This is a genomic window from Granulicella sp. S156 (genome assembly GCF_009766105.1).
GTDB lineage: Bacteria > Acidobacteriota > Terriglobia > Terriglobales > Acidobacteriaceae > Granulicella.
Map to the genome: position 1 here is coordinate 253190 of NZ_LMUH01000025.1, position 18079 is coordinate 271268.

General features: G+C 55.7%; 15 protein-coding genes. 8 read left to right on the forward strand and 7 right to left on the reverse strand.

Annotated elements, in window-relative coordinates; translation table 11 throughout:
• Positions 1-504 precede the first annotated feature (504 nt).
• A complete protein-coding gene (locus GSQ91_RS19865; RefSeq protein ID WP_158823492.1) occupies positions 505-1449 on the forward strand; it encodes an OmpA family protein in 945 nt (314 codons plus the stop codon).
• A 243-nt stretch (positions 1450-1692) separates the two neighbouring features.
• On the opposite strand, the gene GSQ91_RS19870 is transcribed toward GSQ91_RS19865, so the two are convergent.
• Complete coding sequence (locus GSQ91_RS19870) at positions 1693-2667, reverse strand: zinc-dependent alcohol dehydrogenase family protein (protein WP_158823493.1); 975 nt, start codon at positions 2665-2667, stop codon at positions 1693-1695.
• A 126-nt stretch (positions 2668-2793) separates the two neighbouring features.
• On the opposite strand from GSQ91_RS19870, the gene GSQ91_RS19875 reads away from it, so the two are divergent.
• Together GSQ91_RS19875 and GSQ91_RS19880 are read left to right on the forward strand one after the other, a co-directional pair.
• Positions 2794-2961, forward strand: a complete 168-nt coding sequence (locus tag GSQ91_RS19875; RefSeq protein ID WP_158823494.1) for a hypothetical protein — start codon at positions 2794-2796, stop codon at positions 2959-2961.
• A 69-nt stretch (positions 2962-3030) separates the two neighbouring features.
• Positions 3031-4017 (forward strand): amidohydrolase family protein, encoded by a 987-nt coding sequence (locus GSQ91_RS19880; RefSeq protein WP_158823495.1) that lies wholly within the window; start codon positions 3031-3033, stop codon positions 4015-4017.
• 24 nt (positions 4018-4041) lie between these two features.
• Here GSQ91_RS19880 and GSQ91_RS19885 read toward each other — a convergent pair whose 3' ends face one another.
• Positions 4042-5445, reverse strand: coding sequence for a D-arabinono-1,4-lactone oxidase (locus tag GSQ91_RS19885; protein ID WP_158823496.1), 1404 nt, complete (start codon positions 5443-5445; stop codon positions 4042-4044).
• 273 nt (positions 5446-5718) lie between these two features.
• Complete coding sequence (locus tag GSQ91_RS19890) at positions 5719-6354, reverse strand: TetR/AcrR family transcriptional regulator (RefSeq protein ID WP_158823497.1); 636 nt, start codon at positions 6352-6354, stop codon at positions 5719-5721.
• 131 nt (positions 6355-6485) lie between these two features.
• Between GSQ91_RS19890 and GSQ91_RS19895 the strand changes: the two genes are divergently transcribed.
• Positions 6486-7235, forward strand: a complete 750-nt coding sequence (locus tag GSQ91_RS19895; RefSeq protein ID WP_158823498.1) for a glucose 1-dehydrogenase — start codon at positions 6486-6488, stop codon at positions 7233-7235.
• Between the two features lie 157 nt (positions 7236-7392).
• Here the strand turns inward: GSQ91_RS19895 and GSQ91_RS19900 are convergent, their stop codons facing one another.
• Positions 7393-8781, reverse strand: a complete 1389-nt coding sequence (locus GSQ91_RS19900; RefSeq protein ID WP_158823499.1) for a hypothetical protein — start codon at positions 8779-8781, stop codon at positions 7393-7395.
• 328 nt (positions 8782-9109) lie between these two features.
• On the opposite strand from GSQ91_RS19900, the gene GSQ91_RS19905 reads away from it, so the two are divergent.
• On the forward strand, positions 9110-12853 hold the full coding sequence (locus GSQ91_RS19905) for a carboxypeptidase regulatory-like domain-containing protein (RefSeq protein WP_158823500.1): 3744 nt from the start codon (positions 9110-9112) through the stop codon (positions 12851-12853).
• A gap of 79 nt (positions 12854-12932) precedes the next feature.
• On the opposite strand, the gene GSQ91_RS19910 is transcribed toward GSQ91_RS19905, so the two are convergent.
• Positions 12933-13181 carry a hypothetical protein gene (locus GSQ91_RS19910; protein ID WP_158823501.1) on the reverse strand — a complete coding sequence of 83 codons (249 nt, stop codon included), beginning with the start codon at positions 13179-13181 and terminating at the stop codon, positions 12933-12935.
• Positions 13182-13726: 545 nt separating this feature from the next.
• Between GSQ91_RS19910 and GSQ91_RS19915 the strand changes: the two genes are divergently transcribed.
• From GSQ91_RS19915 to GSQ91_RS19925, 3 genes are all read left to right on the forward strand, one after another.
• Positions 13727-14311: a class I SAM-dependent methyltransferase gene (locus GSQ91_RS19915; RefSeq protein ID WP_216845341.1), complete on the forward strand. Its 585-nt coding sequence runs from the start codon at positions 13727-13729 to the stop codon at positions 14309-14311.
• 89 nt (positions 14312-14400) lie between these two features.
• Positions 14401-15399, forward strand: coding sequence for a zinc-dependent alcohol dehydrogenase family protein (locus tag GSQ91_RS19920; protein ID WP_158823503.1), 999 nt, complete (start codon positions 14401-14403; stop codon positions 15397-15399).
• A gap of 21 nt (positions 15400-15420) precedes the next feature.
• Entirely contained in the window at positions 15421-15828 is a 408-nt protein-coding gene (locus GSQ91_RS19925) for a carboxymuconolactone decarboxylase family protein (protein WP_158823504.1), read from the forward strand.
• Between the two features lie 48 nt (positions 15829-15876).
• Here GSQ91_RS19925 and GSQ91_RS19930 read toward each other — a convergent pair whose 3' ends face one another.
• Together GSQ91_RS19930 and GSQ91_RS19935 are read right to left on the reverse strand one after the other, a co-directional pair.
• Positions 15877-17319, reverse strand: coding sequence for an ATP-binding protein (locus tag GSQ91_RS19930; RefSeq protein ID WP_254064747.1), 1443 nt, complete (start codon positions 17317-17319; stop codon positions 15877-15879).
• 7 nt (positions 17320-17326) lie between these two features.
• A complete protein-coding gene (locus GSQ91_RS19935; protein WP_158823506.1) occupies positions 17327-18004 on the reverse strand; it encodes a response regulator transcription factor in 678 nt (225 codons plus the stop codon).
• Between the last annotated feature and the right edge of the window lie 75 nt (positions 18005-18079).

Sequence of the window (18079 nt, forward strand, 5' to 3'; positions counted from 1 at the left end):
GTATCCAAAGGTTCCTCAAGGTATAGAAAAATGGCTGCCGATAGTACCGTTTTCTGGGGGCGTCTCACGGGCATTCACAGGTGGAACAAAAAGCGCTGCGGAGTCCCGTATTTGGCTCCAGAGTGTATCGCTCGTGTTGGGGTAATCCTGATAAATTTGTGGGGTTATTTCGACTGGATGAGCGATTTATCCGGTTTCAGCAATCGAGAGATTTAAAAAAATAAGCTCGTGCCAAGTTTCTGGGGACGTCCAAAATATCAAAAATCGAATCAAGTCCTTTCTTGCTAACAATATAGATCGAGGCTAGCCTCCGGTTGCCCATCTTTTCGATATTTATGGAATCAAGGATTGAACCTCCCGTCTCGGCATTTATGCATCCAAGATTGAAGTTCCTGATACATCCCATACATTGGGCTGTGGCAGGGCGTACGGTCGCGAGAGAACGGCGTCCATGGTGGATGTCTAAAGCCGCTGGCCAGTTAGCTAAAGAAAAGGGAGAAATACATGCATATTCAGCGTCGGCTCAGAACTACCTGTGGCTTGGCAATGTCTTTGGCGATGGTCACGTCGCTCGGTCTTACGGCAAGTGCTCAGGAAGCGACTGTTGAAGGGTTGGTTGTTGGAAGAAGCGGTCCTACGATGTTGGTCAGAACCGGAGACAGCCCTAAGCTCACCGTGCTTCTATCGGACAGCACGAAGGCGACAGAAAAGGGCGGATTTCTTGGTCTCGACAGAAAGCACCCCGGCATCGTTGACTTGGTTCCCGGTCTAGCTGTGAAGGTGGAAGGCTCCTATGACACCGATCATCAGTTGATTGCAAAAAAGGTCACATTCTCGCGGACTGCCATGAACACGGCAAGGCAGATTGACGCGGGATTGAATCCTGTAAACCAGCAGGTTGCAGCTGCACAGGATCAGCTGAAGAGCGATCGTAAGGACATCGATCAAAACCAGCAGGACACTGCGAAAAACTCGCAGGATATCGACACGACCAAGCAAGGGCTTGCATCGACTAACGCTGTCACAGCGTCGAATACGCAAGGCATCGGCCAGGCTAATCAGCGGTTCACCACGTTGGACCAGTACGAGGACAAGGGGAGCATAACCGTTAACTTCGCCAATGGAAAAGCCACGGTCAGCAAGAAGGACAGGGATCAGCTAACCGACTTCGTGAAGTCGGCTGCAAATACCCCGGGGTTCATGATCGAGGTGCAGGGCTACGCTTCTTCCGTCGGTTCAGCAACATTGAATCAGAGGTTGAGCAGTGAACGGGCCGACGCAGTGCTGGCCATCATTCAACAGTCGGGCTCTGTTCCGATGACGAGAATTTTGGCGCCTGCCGCGATGGGAACCACCAACCCAGTCTCAGGCGATCACACACGCAGCGCACAGGCCCAGAACCGGCGAGTGGTCGTTACCATTGTTGTCAATAAGGGAATCACGGGCTAACGTGATTCGTTTCTAAATCCCTAAAGGCGATACCACTGTTCTCTCGGTAACGTCGGAGTAATCCAAATACATAACCGGCAATTCCAGGCGATAGTGCGAAGAGCTCAATACTCTCGCACTATCGCCTGGCCAATTTGGGGCTCAAGTATCCGTACTCAGATATCGAGTAAGACGCATCCCCATGGATGTCAGGGCTGATTGGATAATGTCTTGCGTGGACAGAGGTTGGCTTGTGCGTCGGGCTTATAGCTCTACGACCACCTTGCCTGTACTTCCCTTCGCCACCAGGTCATATGCAGCTGCGATGTTGTCTGGGCCGAACTGCTGAGGGGTAAGCAGCGGCTTAAGTTTATGCTGCTCCGCGAGCTTGGCCGCCTCCCTAAGAATGTGCCCATGATGAGCACGCTGCATCCCTGACAGTAACGGGTAGAGTGTGAACACCCCGGAGTACGTAGCGCCACGAAAGGAGAGCGGTGCAAGCAAATGTGCTCCCCAGCCTAGACAACTGACTACATGTCCTGTGTAGCGTTTGACAGCCGCGAACGATGCATCGAGTACTGGCCCACCCAACGTATCGTAGACAACATCGAAGCCGTCCCCTCCAGTGAATTGCGTGACATAGTCTTCGACTGCAGCGTACCTGTCGATCGCGGTTGCACCCAGTTCCTCTACGATCGATCGTTTGTTATCGGAGACGGTTGCGAAGACCTTTGCGCCGAACGCAATCGCAATCTGTATCGCTGCGTATCCCACGCCTCCAGCTCCAGCGTGAACCAAAACGGTCTGCCCCGCGCGGACGTTCGCTCTATCGACCAGGCCTTCCCAGGCAGTGATCGTGACCAGCGGAAGCGCCGCAGCCTGCCGCATCGTGAGTGCCTTTGGCTTATGCGCGAGCAGGGCCGCATCTGCTGCGACGAACTCTGCGAGCGTTCCCTGCAGGCCTCCAACGCCACCCACCATTCCGTAGACTTCATCGCCAGGACGAAAGGCTGTCACGCCGGCACCAACAGCCTCGACGACGCCAGCCATATCCAAGCCCAGCACCTGTGGAAGTGGCTGTTTGGCATGTGCGGCTTTTTCGGCACGGATCTTGATGTCCAACGGGTTGACCCCACATGCGTGGACCTTGATCAGCACCTGATCGTAGGACGGTTGCGGCTTCGCCATCTCCACCTCACGAAACGGGCCATCAGCTTTCTCTACGAGGTATGCCTTCATCTCTGTTCCTTTCACGATCTATTGTCTAGCAATCCAAGTCAGTGATGATCTACGATAACCGGCGCAGAGAGAACAGCACCATTAGTCCTTCCATCAAGGTCGGGTGGGCAAGGATGGCATCGCGCAATGCTGTATAGGGCAGGCCAGCAATCGTGGCGCTCTGCGCGTGTCAGTGAGAGCCCTTCGGCGGAGATCGCAGCGTCTACACGCCGTCGCATATACCAATGGACGTTGCACAATGCTTCGGCCTGGTCGGCTGCCTTTGACGCGCTCATGATCTCCAGTGTCAACTAGTGAGAATCCTCATTATGAGGATTATGTGCAGATGAATACAACGAACGCACTTACTTTTTTTGGAGTTTCATGAAGATTATTGGAATCGAAGAGCACTTTCTTTCTCCGGATGTCCGAGCATCCTGGGCAGTGGCGGCCGGCGCAGATCAAGACGCAAGTGCATCGCTCCACCTCGGAGAAATGCAAGACAGGTTGGAAGAGTTGAGCAATGAACGCCTGGAGAGAATGGATGAAAGTGGGATCGATGTACAGGTCTTGTCCCTGACCAGCCCAGGATTGCACAATCTCGCACCCGCCGAGGGCATCGCCCTCGCACGCCGTACAAACGACCTTATCGCTGCAACGATCGCGCGCCACCCAGACCGATTCGACGGTTTCGCCACAATCCCTACCACGGCCCCTAAAGAGGCAGTGAGGGAGTTGGAGAGGTCTGTTCGCGATCTAGGGCTGAAAGGGGTAATGCTCTTTGGTCGAACCATGGAGAAAAATCTCGATCATCCCGATTTTTGGCCGATCTTCGAGATGGCTTCTCACCTGCATATTCCACTGTTCATCCATCCTCAGACGCCGCCTCGCGCAGTACGGGAGGCCTACTACTCCGGCTTCGACCCGCAGGTGGACCTGGCATTTGCGACGTTCGGTCTCGGGTGGCACTACGATTGTGGGATCCAGTTTCTTCGACTTGCCCTCGCGGGCGTCTTTGATCGGTTCCCGGATCTTCAGATCATTCTTGGCCATTGGGGCGAAGTTGTGCTTTTCTACGCAGAGCGTCTGAAAGCATTCTCTCGCGTGACCAAGCTCCAACGGTCCGTCGTCGATACGATGCGCGAGAACCTCTACGTAACGCCAAGTGGCATGTTCAGTCAGTCTAATTATCAACATGCCTTAGGAGTCGTCGGCATCGACCGTATTCTCTTCTCAACCGACTACCCCTATCAATATCGGCCTGGCGGAGGACCGAGAAATTTCATAGAGCAACTACCCGTAAGCCATGACGACAAGGAGAAGATCGCGCATGCCAATTGGGAGCGCCTCACGCGCGGCATTCGTCGATAGAGACAACAAGTCTCCGCCAGCAACTCAAAGAATCACTTGGCGCAGAAATTCATTCGTAAACTTCCCTGCGGGATCATAGGTTTCAACCAGACTCCGGAACTGCTTTGAACGCACATAGCTCCGTTCGAGCTGTTCTTTCGGAATCGAAAAGACTTTGGCCCAGTGTGGCCTTGGCTCAAACGGCGCCAGCTTGGCTTCAATCAGTGGAATCAGTTCGTGAACAGCAGCCTCTTCAGGCTTCCAGGTGAAATGAATCGCCAGCGAAGGACGCTCGTAGGCCATGCTCAGCCATAGATCGTCCGCGGCAATGGTGCGAAGCTCCGTAACCAACAGATGCGGCGTGATGCGGTCGCGCAGTGTCTCCACCGCGCGGATTGCCTCATAGCCCTTTTCGAGTGGAACGAAATATTCGGTCTGGATCTCGTGTCCAACGGAGGGCGTAAAAGCCAGATTGAAGTGAGGCAGACGTTCATACCATGGGCCGGGCGTGCCGCCCTGCTCGGTGCAGGGAGTCGCATCCGCTTCTCTGCCGACAGGATGCAGCTTTTTATCCGCGAGCGTAGCTCCATAAAAAGTAGTAGGCATGGGAGGTTTTGCGCCCTCAGTTACCCGATGCTTCAGCCATACCTGCGTGGCCTTGTTGTCCTGCCAGTGGGTGAAGAGCGAGACGCTGTACGCTGCTCCCATGATCTCGGCCAGATGCGATTCGAGCTTATCGAAAGAAAGATTCTCATAGACGACTTGCGCTACTTCAAATCGAGGCTGCACATCCACCGTAAGGTTGGTGATTACGCCGAGGGCTCCCAGCGCCACCACCGCACCCGGAAACGTTGCAGGATCGTGCGCACGAGATAGCTTGTGCAGCTTTCCATCTGCCCCAACGAATTCAATCTCGCGCACAGCCGTGGACATGTTTCCGTTATGAATGCCTGAACCATGCGTTCCGGTCGAAATACATCCGGCGAGCGAGATGTGCGGCAGCGAGGGAAGATTGTGCAAGGCCCAGCCTTGTTTATCGATCTCGATGGCCAGGTCACCCAGCCGAACTCCCGCGCCTGCGCGCACCGTATGATCGCCGGCATTGACGTCCACGTTCTTCAGACCCAGCATGGAAATCTGCGCCGAACTGGAATCCGCAATCCCGTTGAACGAGTGCCGGGTGCCGAGAGCACGCAGCTTTGCAGTCGATCGGACCTCCTCCACAACGGCTGCGACATCCTGCGGCTGAAACACATGGTCAGTGTGGAAGTGATAGGTGCCACTCCAGTTCTCGCGCGGAACGCTGCTCGTCTGGCCATAGGCTCGATTCTGATCGAGTGCCGAGACTGCCGCCGCCGCAGTTCCAAGCCTCAGAAAACTCCTGCGGTCCAGCGCAGCGGAATCTTCACGCACCAGCTCCTCACCGTTCTTCTCTAACTCTTCACGCATATTGAACCGTCCTTGGCCTGGTTTCCCAATGGGCTGGAATGCCCCTTGCCCATACGCCTACCTTTATATCTCGCCTGCAGCTACGGCGGCGACAATATTGTGGCTTGCCTATAAGCTTTGGTTCACGAAGGAATTTACAGCCCAAATCTCTGAATGCGAGCAGTAGACCTGGACAGCATCGAGCTCGCGCATAAGCGGTCCGAATACTTCAGCGAAGAGTCTTTGTCGTTACGCCTCCACCGTTGTCAACATCACGCAGTTAGTTCATAGCCGTTAGCTGGAAGTACCCCGTGGCCTTGTGGGATGTGGGCGACGCGATCTTCTGGCTTTATGTCCGTTGCCTGGAAGGGTAGACGTTACCGTCTCGCGGACGGCCTGAAGCACCTCTTTTGAGAGCGAGGCGTCAACCTTGGCAACCGCCCGTGCCACAGCTATTGCGCCGATCTGCGCGGCTAAAGCCGAAATGGCGAGATGTCGTTTTTGAGAGGCTGGCATCTCACCCGTAATCGCCCCTTCGAGAACCGCCGCGGTCTCCTCAAACGCCTGCGCGAAGCTCTCAGCGACTGCAGTTCCCTGCCGTGCAATCTCACTCGCGGATGCCGTCATCGGACACCCATCTGCCAGATTGTCGCGATGCTCCGTTGAGAACATCGCATCGAGATACTTCTCAAATGCCCACTTCCGGCCTCGCATCGCTACCAGGCGATGGGCGATTCCATCAGAAAAGGCCTCTGCCGCAAGCGCGTCCTTTGAGGGGAAATGCGCGTAGAGCGCACCGTGAGTCAGTCCAGCCTCCTTCGCGACTTCGGCCACTCCAACACCATCAATGCCCTTCTCTCGGAACAGACGGCTGGCGGCATGCAGGAGCGAGGTTCGATTTGTTTCAGCCTGCTCTTTAGAAACTCGCATCTTTTAAATTCCTCAAATCTTTGCATAATTTTAGTTGCGAGCGCCATCAAAGTAAATTAGATTGCAGTTGCAATCTAAATATTCGAGGTGAAAACTCACCCCGAATTCACGCGTACACAAGGAGATATTCGATGCAAAGACTCAACGGAAAAATCGCTGTCGTAACCGGTGGCAGCAGTGGTATCGGCTTCGCAACCGCGAAGGCTTTTGTGAAGGAGGGCGCTACGGTCTATATCACCGGCAGACGAAAGGAAGCACTCGAAGCGGCAGCTGCCAAAATCGGCCAGGGATGCATCCCGGTTGCTGGAGATACTGCCAAACAAGAGGACATTCAGGCACTCTACGACCGGATTCGATCCGACCACGGTCGAGTAGACATAGTATTTGCTAATGCCGGAATCGCAGAATACGGAGTCTTCGGACAAATCGACGAAGCCCAGTATGAGAGGATCTTCGGAACGAACGTGAAAGGTGTCCTCTTCAGCGTACAGACGGCTCTGCCATTGATGCCGGATGGAAGCAGCATCATCCTGAACGGTTCGGTAGTTGGCAGCAAGGGTCTTCCCGCCAACAGCGTCTATGCAGCCACCAAGGCCGCGGTACGCTCCTTTGCGCGCACCTGGACCACCGATTTGAAACAACGAAAGATCCGGGTCAACGTGGTCAGCCCAGGCCCAATCAATACAGAAGGCATGGAAGCGCTGTTGACAAGCGGCGAGCAAGGGCAGGCACGCCGTGAACTCATCTCGAATAGTGCCCCGCTCGGACGTATGGGGAGACCGGAAGAGATCGCCAGCGCAGTTGTGTTCCTGGCCAGCGATGATGCCAGCTTCATCACAGGAGCAGAGTTCTTTGTGGATGGCGGCTTCGCTCAGGTCTAACAAGGCCATCTTCCGATAGATGGAAGATGCAGCGGATAGAGATGCGGAAGATGCGTTGGACGCGTGGCCTATATCTTGATTCTGAGACGTGGGCCACCCGTCGTGACACAATCTCAGGCGTTGAACAACTCTCCACGTCCTGCATCAGATCGGAGATCTACCAGACATGGACAGCAACGACTTGCGGTGGTCCAGCCTTCCGGCCGATGACATCTGTCGCAATAAGTATCTGCAGGTTCTTCGTCTCCCAATGTGGAGGTAGCCCACGAACCACGCTTTGCAGCATCTCCGGATTGGTGACGAGCTCGCACGCTGCCTCTGTTCCGCCATCTTCCAGCCCTGCTACTTTTAGTAGAAACTGACCGGTGGACCCTGTGGGTTCACGAGTAATCAGCGCATAGTCTTTCGTTCCACGGTCAGAATACTCGGTTCGCCATATGCGACCTGTACCCATCTCTTGTATGTACTGATACGAATTGTTGTCGTGAATGCCGAAATGGAAGTCCTTATCCAGATCGGTGGTCCAGTGGTTATTAATGGCTCCCACGATGATCGCAGGTGAGTCGCGCGATTCGAGGAAAGAGCCCTCATCTCCGAATCGCACATTCACGGGCTTCCCAAACCTGCCGAGGAACGACGTCAAGGTCATCCCGGCGCGCACGCCGCCGATCGCCGGGCCGGAATTGCCCACAGGGACTAAATCTGACCACTGCAAGGGCGTGCTTCCATCAAGGGGCAAAAATTGGTTATGTCGATCAACTCCCTTCGCAAAAGCTCCGGGGTGGTTCTTCGCGTACTCTTCGAACAATCGCGCGGAAGGTGCATAAACGAACGGTCTACCCAGGCTGATGACAATCGATTTCTGGCTCGAAAGAACTGGGCCCCAAAATTTGGACACCGCTGCGGTCACATGCTCTGGGGTTCGGATCAAATACCCTATAGCGCCACCGATCACCAGCAAAAGCAGACTGAAAGCGACCATTCTGGCGGATAGCAGAGACCTCTCCGACACCTCCGTCCCGGGGAGGAACAACATCTGGCGAGAGGATATGGGGTGGAGTGGAAGTGTGCTGTCCACGGGTACAGTTGCGAGAATGTGGGCGGCCGACGTAGAGCTATCCTGTGACATCAGCGAGCCGGCAGTCGGTGCTTCCACGGTTGCTGCAGCCTGCCGACTGCGAAATACCGGCACATAGCTACCCGTGGAAAGGTCAATCCAAACACCATCCACATTCTGTGATTCGGCCTGGTATAGCTCCAGGCGGCGGCGGACCTCGCCTGCCTGTACCCGAACAACCGGATCATCCCCAGTCGAGTAGTTATTCTTCCGTCCGAAGACTTCAATTCCGATCAGGCGTTCCTTGATGAAGGAATCGTTGCCCAGCAGTTTCTGTTCGACAACATACTCAATAAACTGTCGGCTCCGCTTACTGGAGCGAAAGTGCCGACTGGTGATGATTCGTCGAAGCTCCGCCCTTACCGCGTCCGGATTGACGCCGGATAAATCGACCGAAGGCTCGATCTCCTGATTGAGAAGCGTACTCATTAACAGCCGAAGTGTACGCCCTATTCACTTTAGACGGCAACGAGGCATCATTTCCGCTTCGGGAATACACCCGGAGAGACCATCGCATCTTATTGATAAATCAGAGAATAATCCAAATTCCTTACCGTAAGAAACCGTGTCCAACCGTGACACAGGGGACCATGCGCCCATAGGAATGGATGGTTCGAAAAATAGACACAAACGTGCCGCGCAAAGCAAGTTGTCGCAGACTCGCTGCGACCAGGCCAATGCGCTTTCCTCTATAGCGCGGAAAGCGCATTGGGAGAAACAGACGTTTGACGGCTGCAGTAAATCGGAGGTTCGAAATATGGGATCGCAGAATGATGCGCGGCTGACAGAAGGTGTCAGTCGCCGAACGCCTCGACGTGCCTATGGAGTCCTGGTTCTTTTACTCGGTATCGTCTGCCTCGTAATGGGCAGTTGCTGCCCGGCATGGTCACAGGGCACCACTGGAACGTTGGGTGGGAGGGTTACCGATCCGAACCAGCATGTAATTACCGGCGCAGACGTGACAGTGGTCTCGGAGGAGACAGGGGTAGAGACCCACGCCAGGACGAATGATGCTGGCCTGTGGCAGGTAAACTCCCTGGTCGCCGGACACTATCGCTTCTCCGTGCTCGCGCAGGGATTCGCAACAGTCGAGCATTCCGCGATTGACCTCCAGATCGAAGACGTAAAGTCTGTCGATGTGCAGATGAAGATTGGCAGCGTGACCGAGCAGGTGGTGGTGCGGGCGGAGACGCCACTGATCGACACCACCGCCGCGGTCTCCGGCACCGTGCTGACGACCGCGCAACTCGAAGAGCTGCCCTCCTCCACCAACTCGCCGACGGAGCTCATAGCGCTGGCGCCAGGCGTCTTCCAGTCTCCCCCGTCCGGCGGAGCGGCTTATCTGTGGTCGACCAACTCGGAGTCTGCGGTCACGGTGAACGCCTCCGGTTCGGGCACGAACGCCGTGAACTATGTCGTCGATGGCGCGACGAACTCTATCGTCTCAAGTGGCCAGATCGCCTATATCCCTCCAATGGACTCTGTCGCCGAAGTCCGAGTCACGACGAATGCCTACGACGCATCCATTGGGCGTACCGCAGCAGGCACAGTGAATCTGTCACTGAAGTCGGGAACAGACGCGTTTCATGGAGTCCTGTATGAGCGCAACCAGAACAACTTCCTGAATGCCGACTACGTGCAGTACCGAGCGACCGGCCAGCCTACGCCTACGATCCACTTCAATGAATATGGTGGCACGGTCGGCGGTCCGGTCTTAATTCCTAAGATCTATGACGGTCGCAAGCGCGGGACATTCTTCTTCTTTTCCTACGATGGGATTCGCAATACTTCGCCGGCCGGGACAGGCTTCCTCAGCATCCCAACCCAGGCGGAGCGCAACGGCGACTTCAGCAGTTCCTTCGAGGTGGTGAATGGCGTATCCTACCCGATCACGATCTACGATCCGTTGACGATCAACACTGCGACGGGCAATCGTCAGCCCTTTGCAAACGCGATGGTTCCGCAGAGTCGCATCAGCCCTACGGCGAAAGCGATTCTGTCTCTGATGCCGCTGCCCAACGTTCCACATACGGCAGCTGGCACCGATGCCAACGACTACTTGGAAAACGACCCGAAGGTGGATCGTTTCTACAGTTGGTCGGCGCGCGTCGACCAGACGTGGAACAACAACCATCACAGCTACGTCGAGTGGCGTCGCAACCAACTCAGGGAGCATACGGGCGATCCCTTTGGGCCCGGCAACATTCTGGTTGCCGAGGATCTGAACCGCGACAACTACGGTCTCACGCTGGACCACTCCTGGGTCGTGAACCCGAAGGTTATCGTCTCCATCAATCTAAACGGCACCGCCTTCAAGACAACTGATGGCTCACATGGGGCGACACTTGATCCTACGCAGTATGGACTCCCGCAGAACTTCGCGGACAGCCAACCGCATAAGGGCCTTCCGAACATCACCGGCGCGCTTGGATTGAGCATAGGGGACACGGTCGGCCCGCTATATGAGAACGACTATGAGTGGGAGGGCCATGGATTCGTAACTCACATCGTGGGTCCGCATACGCTGCGCTACGGTGCAGAGTATCTGCTCCAGCAGGAGGCCACGGGCAACCTGGCCGGCGAGACTGGTGCGATGAATTTCAGCGATGCCTGGACCTCTCCCAACCCCAACGACGCGGCTCCAGCCGGCGCGGATGCAGTGAACCCATCCTTCCTGCTCGGCTTGCCGAGTTCAGGATCGATCTCCACGAACGCGACTGCCTTCTGGACTCAGCCCTTCACCGGAGCCTACGTGCAGGATGACTGGCGCGTAACACCGAAGCTTACACTCGATCTGGGACTTCGTTGGGACATCCAGTTGAGCCTTACCGAGCGGCACGATCGTTACTTTGCCCGCTTTGATCCCAACGCAAACATCGCGCCTGTGACGAACTACGCCCAGCCGCTCTACGCAAACCTGCTCGGCGGATCTGCCACGAATCCTGGCATCGCACTTCTGCAGAAATATCGAGGCAGCGCTTCGGGCTTCCAGGCTCTCGGCGCTATTGAGTACGCTGGGCTCAATGGCACAAAGCGTTCGCTCACAGATCTGCAATACAAGTACTTTCAGCCAAGGGTTGGCTTTGCCTACCAGTTCACGCCGAACTCAGTCTTACGTGGAGGCGCAGGTCGCTTCGTCCAGGCGAACTTCGTAGCAAATCACGCCAACCAGTTGGGATACAGCGCGACAACGCCGTACACCGCATCGAACGATAACTACTACACCTCTGCCTCAACGCTCGATAACCCCTTCCCCAATGGTCTTGTGACTCCGACCGGGAACTCTCTCGGCGCACTAACGAGCATAGGGTCAGTGTCGAGCTTCTACACCTCCGACGTAAAGCGGCAGTACACCGACGACGTCAGTCTCCGTCTGCAGCAGCAGGTTCGGGACTATCTGTTTGAGATAGGTGGCGTCTTCGAACGCACGTCTGGTCTCGTGGTCGGCTATCAGATCGACAATCCAGATCTCGCGGCCTGGCATGCGGCGTTCGATCCGCAGTTCGATGCCACGGGACGGCCAGTCGATACCCTACCCGGCAATGTGCAGGTTACAAATCCCTTCAAGGGCGCGCCGTACATCACGACATCTCTAAAAACCAACACCACCGTAACGGCCTACCAACTGGCTCGTCCCAATCCCCTGGTCAATGGGATGACGGAAAATCTTTACACAGGCACGTCCATACACTATGCCTTGCAGGCCCGTGTCGAGCGCCACTTCAAGGACGGTTTCGGCATCTCCTCAAACTTCTCCTGGGGTAAGCAAATGGACAGTACCGGCTACTTCACCCCGTCTGTCTATTCACAGACCCTGCACAGAGTAATAAGTCCAAATGATCGGAAGTTCCAGTTTGTCGCGAGCCCCACGTATATCCTCCCGTTCGGCCAGGGCAAGCTGATTGGGAGACATGTCGATCGCATCGTGGATGAGATCATTGGCGGCTGGGAGATCTCGGCGATCTACAACTTCTACTCCGGAACGCCGCTTACACTGCCCACCAATACCGCTTTCTTCGAGGGCGGAGATCCCGCGGCTGGTATCACCAAGAGCAAGACTCAATGGTTCAACACATCTAAGTTCAAGGCATTTCCGAATCGGAGTACCACCGTGCAGCAGTTGGCCGCGTATCCGGTCTGGACCGGAGCCCAGGGACTGCCTGGTGCAAACTGGTCGCCGACGTCGTCTTCGGACCTATCGAAGAATGGAGTCTACAACGATTTCAACACTTGGATCAGCGACAACCCGACAACCTTCGGATCGGTGCGGAACCCTTATTTGAACAATTGGAATATTGGTTTGCGGAAGAACTTTCCAATCCACGATGCTCTGCGGCTGCAACTACGCATAGACGCATTCAATGCGTTCAACCATCCGCAGTTTGGCAACGTGGACACGACTCCAACGGACACGTACTTCGGGTGGATCGGCGGGTCTCCCGTTTCGTCGCAGGTCAACACGCCAAGACAGATTCAACTTGAGGGTAAGCTCTATTTCTGAATCGATGAATCACGTCCCGGATGCGGGTGCCCCACGTCTCGCATCTGAGACGTGGGCGCTCATCGTTGCCCTCTACGGTCTACAGGCTGGACGAAGCCCGATTGAAGTCAGGGATTGAGGGTGTGCACGAGGCCTCGAGCCACCGGCTAATATAGATGCCTGCGTGGGCTTCGCCGCAGTAGTGGCGCGCGCCGTAGGACGATGCTGCTTCGGTATTCCACTTGAGGACCTTCAATTCCTCCGCATTGCACTGAATCATGAACCAGTGGATCGGGTTCGAGCTCTCGGTGCCGCAAATCTCACATCGGTACTGTATTACTGCTGCCATGTTGAGTCCTTTCTGGATAGCAAAACCATCCACTGTGCCGTATGTTGTCCTTGATCAAACCAAGGATAACTGAAACGGAAGACGAGGAGATAGAAGGGAGAGTGTCAGCCAGGGACTACAGCTGTAAATCTCCGTCCAATGCCCCAATTCCGCTGAAACGCCTCTGGGTGGGTGGGCAAATCTCCTCTTACCTCAAAGATACGGATTGATGCTCGAAGCGGAGAAAGAAGTCTGGCCCCCCCGTGTCCGGCATTGAATCGGAGTTCTACTGGCGAACGCCCGCAGTTGCCACCTTCATCCCTGCACATCGGGCCACAAGGGGGAGATCTTATGATTGTTCTACGACACGAATAGGAACCTGATTCGCAAACTCGCACGCGAGCAGCGAACGGAACAAAAGAAATTGCAAACCTGTTGAGAACCAGCCTCCTTCGTATCATGGAAGGATGAATGATCCATCCAACCCATTCTCAAGTGCTGAAGCGGTCGCCCGGTACGCGGAAAATCCACCGCGTGTGGTGCCTGGCTTTGCTGATTTACAACGGATGGCAACTCTTCTCCTCGAGGAGCATGCGCCCGAAGAGGCAAGCATATTGGTTCTCGGAGCGGGTGGAGGACTGGAACTGAAAGCGTTCGCACAGGCTCATCCAAAATGGCGCTTCGAAGGAGTAGATCCGTCCGCCGAGATGCTTACCTTGGCGGAACAGATGTTGGGGCCTCTCAGCGAGCGCGTCAAACTGCAGCAAGGCTATATCGACGCAGCCTCAGAAGGGCCGTTTGATGGAGCCGCCTGCCTGTTGACGCTGCACTTTATTGGCGCGGAGGAACGGCGCCGCACGATAGCCGAGGTGCGCCGCCGTCTCAAGCCCGGCGCGCCCTTCGTCGTTGCGCACCTCAGCTTTCCTCAGGCAGGAGACGAACGGGCACTGTGGTTATCCAGGTATGCGGCATTTGCTGCAGCCTCTGGAATAGACCTTGAGAAGGCGAAAAGCGCGAGCGCTGCCATCGACAAGCATCTGAACATCTTCACGCCTGAGCAGGACGAAGGCATGCTGCGCGATGCAGGGTTCTCCGGCGTCAGTCAGTTCTATGCGGGTTTCGCGTTTCGGGGCTGGGTTGCTTACGCCTGAGGCCTAAGGTACAGATCGGCTCTACGAAGCAGTTGCGTCCTTATCCTTTCATGATCATCTAAGTGAAATATCTGTAGTTGAGGGTAGACATGTCCGACACCGTAAAGATCGTTCGCTTCCATAAGACTGGGCCCGCCGAAGTCCTTCAGTTTGACGAACTCCCGCTCCCTGAGCCTGGCCCGGGCGAGGTTCGTCTCCGCGTCAAAGCTCTCGGACTGAACCGCGCCGAGGTCATGTTTCGTAACGGCCAATACCTCGAGACGCCTGTCCATCCGTCAAAAAACGGCTACGAAGCCGCTGGCGTAATCGAAGCCACAGGCCCAGGGGTCGATTCCAGTTGGATCGGGAAGACCGTCAGCACTGTTCCTGGAATTTTCAAACTCAACAGCCACGGAGTCTATGGCGAAGTCGCGGTCGTCCCTCTGCATGGGACCGCCGAATATCCCTCAACGCTCTCGTACGAACAAGGAGCATCCATCTGGATGCAGTACCTCACCGCATACGGTGCACTCATCTGGCTTGGCCAAATAGTAAAAGGGGACTTTGTCGTCATCACCGCAGCCAGCAGCAGCGTAGGCATAGCTGCTATTGAGATGGTCAAGGTCGAGGGCGCCATCAGCATCGCCGTCACGCGCACAGCCGCCAAGAAAGCCGAGCTCCTCAAGCAAGGGGCAGATCATGTCATCGTCACCGACGAGGAAGATCTGGTAGCCCGCATTCATGAGATCACCTCAGGCAAAGGCGCACGCATCGTCTTCGATCCCATCGGTGGCAAGATCCTCGAACCGCTCGCCGCCGCAGCGGCCCACCAGGGCATCATCTTCGAATACGGAGCCCTGGCGCCCGAACCCACTCCCTACCCTCTTTTCACAGCACTCGCTAAAGGTCTTACCATCCGTGGCTACACGCTCTTTGAGGTCACACCCGATCCAGTATTCCCCAAGGCAAAGCAATACATCTTCGACCATCTTGCTTCAGGTGCCTTCAAACCTCTTATCGCTAAGACATTTCCTTTCGCTGAGATCGTCGAGGCCCACCGCTACATGGAGTCGAACGCCCAGATCGGTAAGATCGTCGTCACTCTATGATTGCAATTGGAGGAGTATCAGATGGCCACAGTAAAGCTCTTGACCGACGAGGAGGTAGCCTCCGTCCCCGCGGTCAAAGCCGTATTCGACGATATACGCGCCACGCGCAAGTCGGATTTCGTGAACAATTTCTGGCGTGCTCTCGCGAACCAGCCTGCCCTTCTTGAGCGAACGTGGGCGAGTATCAAGCAGGTGATGATGGAACCCGGAGAGCTCGATCCGCTCACAAAAGAGCTGGTCTATATAGCGGTATCCACGGCGAACAGCTGCAGCTACTGCGTCCATTCGCACACAGCCGCGGCACGCACCAAGGGCCTCTCCGACCAGCAGTATGCTGAGTTCCTGGCGGTCATCGGCATGGCGGCGGAAACGAATACCCTGGCCAATTCCCTGCAAATTCCCATCGATCGAGAGTTCCTTATCGGCTAGGAAGATGGCTTCGCGGCAGTTCCCACGTTGCACCACAGCGTCATGGAACTATCCCTTCGTCAGAGCGAGGGTATGTGATTCCGCTTCAGGCGCGGCCTTCCACAACGGGAGCGTGATGGAGAGTCGAGCCCCACCTTCGGCACGATTGGTCGCCGTGACGCTACCTCCGTGAACACGGACGACGGCCTCGACGAAAGCAAGACCGAGTCCGTGTCCGCGTGACTCCCGACCTCTAACCCTTCGCTCGAAGAGCTGGCGACGCACGTCGACATCAAACCCAGGACCATCATCCTCTACGGTCAACATCGCCATATCTTCGTCGGCCTCGAGCAACAGGTAGACACTGCAAGATGCGGGCAGGTGTTTGAGTTCGTTGTCTAGCATGTTGGCGATGACACGATGAAGAAGTGCTGGGTCCGCGAGCACCTTGACCGATCCCGCACTGCGAATCTGGACGCTGAGCCCCTTGTCGCTCATGCAAGGCTCGTAAAGGTCAAGCATCCCTTTCACAAGCTCATCCAGGTCGATCTCGGTGCGCGACAGCCTGAGGGCATCCGCCTTCGCTTCAGCCACATCAAGCGACGTGTTGAGAAAATCGGTGAGCCAGTCGAGTTCGTCGATAGCCGAAACAATCGGTTCGGCTTGATCGGCTCTCCCATCGTTGGACAAGGCCGTCTCCAACTTGCCTCGGATCGCGGTAAGAGGGCTCCTCAGGTCATGAGCTAGAGAATCCGTAATGGTGTGCAACTGATGAACGGTGTTCTCTATCCTGTCGAGCATATGATTCAGCGTGCGAGCTAAATGCCCGACTTCGTCGTTTCCTCTGCTGTTGGGAACGCGGCTACTCAGGTCCGATTGGCCAATGCGCGATGCCGCTTCCGTAATCTCACGGACGTGCCCCAGCATCCTCCGTGTTGCATAAAACACGATCACAAAACCCAGCAGCACAATAGCGAGCCAGAGCGTAAGAAAGCGAACCCTCAAACTTCGCAATACTCGCAGTTCATCCCTCTCTGAGAGTCCGAGATAGATGTGGCTGCCATCCGCAATCCGAACTGCGGCTACTCGAAATGGAACGTTGAATCCCTTTACATGAACATCGTAAGGAACATCGACCAAGGCCTTCGTAGAGCGAATTGCTGCAAGATTGGCGGACCCGTCTCCTGAACCGACCCAGAGTTTGGCTGGTCCGTCGTCCCCCGCCTGGAGGAAGAAAACGGAGTCGTTTTCGTTGCCGGTTGAACGTTGACGATTTGGGACTTCCCGGCTCGCTAACTCCGCGACCTCGCCAACAACGCGGCGGTACAGACGGTCCTTCGGAGTTCTTTGGGCCACATCACCAAGGACCCAAACTTCGCCAGACAGCCATGCATCGCTTCGCCGTTGAATGTCATTGGCGACGAACCGGTGGAGCATCGCGAATACCAGCATGGTTCCAATTGCGAACGCGAGTGTAGCCCAGAGCGAGATACGCCAGGCGGCACTTCGCATGATTGGATTAGTTGCCTTTGAGGACATATCCAATACCTCGCAGTGTCTTGATCAACGGCTCACGGCCGACCGTATCGATTTTGCCTCGCAGCCTGTAAATGTGAACATCCACCACGTTCGTGTCTGGTTGAATCCGCATTCCCCAGACCTCCTTCAAAAGCATGGAACGAGTTACAACTCTACCGGCGTGCCGGCAGAGATACTCAAGAAGCACGAACTCCTGCGGACTCAGGTTTAGAATTTCATCGCCTCGGCTGGCCCTGCGTTTAAGCATGTCCAACTCCAGGTCACAGACCCGGAGACGCGTCGCATCTTCAGTCTGTGAGGAGTTGCGTCGTAGGAGGTTCCGCATCCGAGCAAGCAATTCTGCGATGGCGAATGGCTTGGTGAGGTAATCATCGCCACCAAGTTCCAGACCTTTCACCCGGTCATCTACCGACCGCCGCGCCGAAAGGATCAGCACCGGACTAGTGATCCCGGATCTGCGTAATTGCAGGATGAGTTCGATACCATCTTGATCTGGGAGTCCTAAATCGACAATGAGACCATGGTAGACGTGCTTGGACGCCAACTGAGTTGCGGCGTTCCCGTCTTCCGCGGTATCCACTTCGTATCCCGCCTCAAGCAAGGATTGCTCGACGAAGCTCCGAATCTCGGGTTCATCCTCGACCAGCAGAAGTCGCATAGATCATGGTAAGACATTTTGATTCAGGCGTTGCATACACTACGAGGCTGCAAGATGACGATTATGTCATCTTGC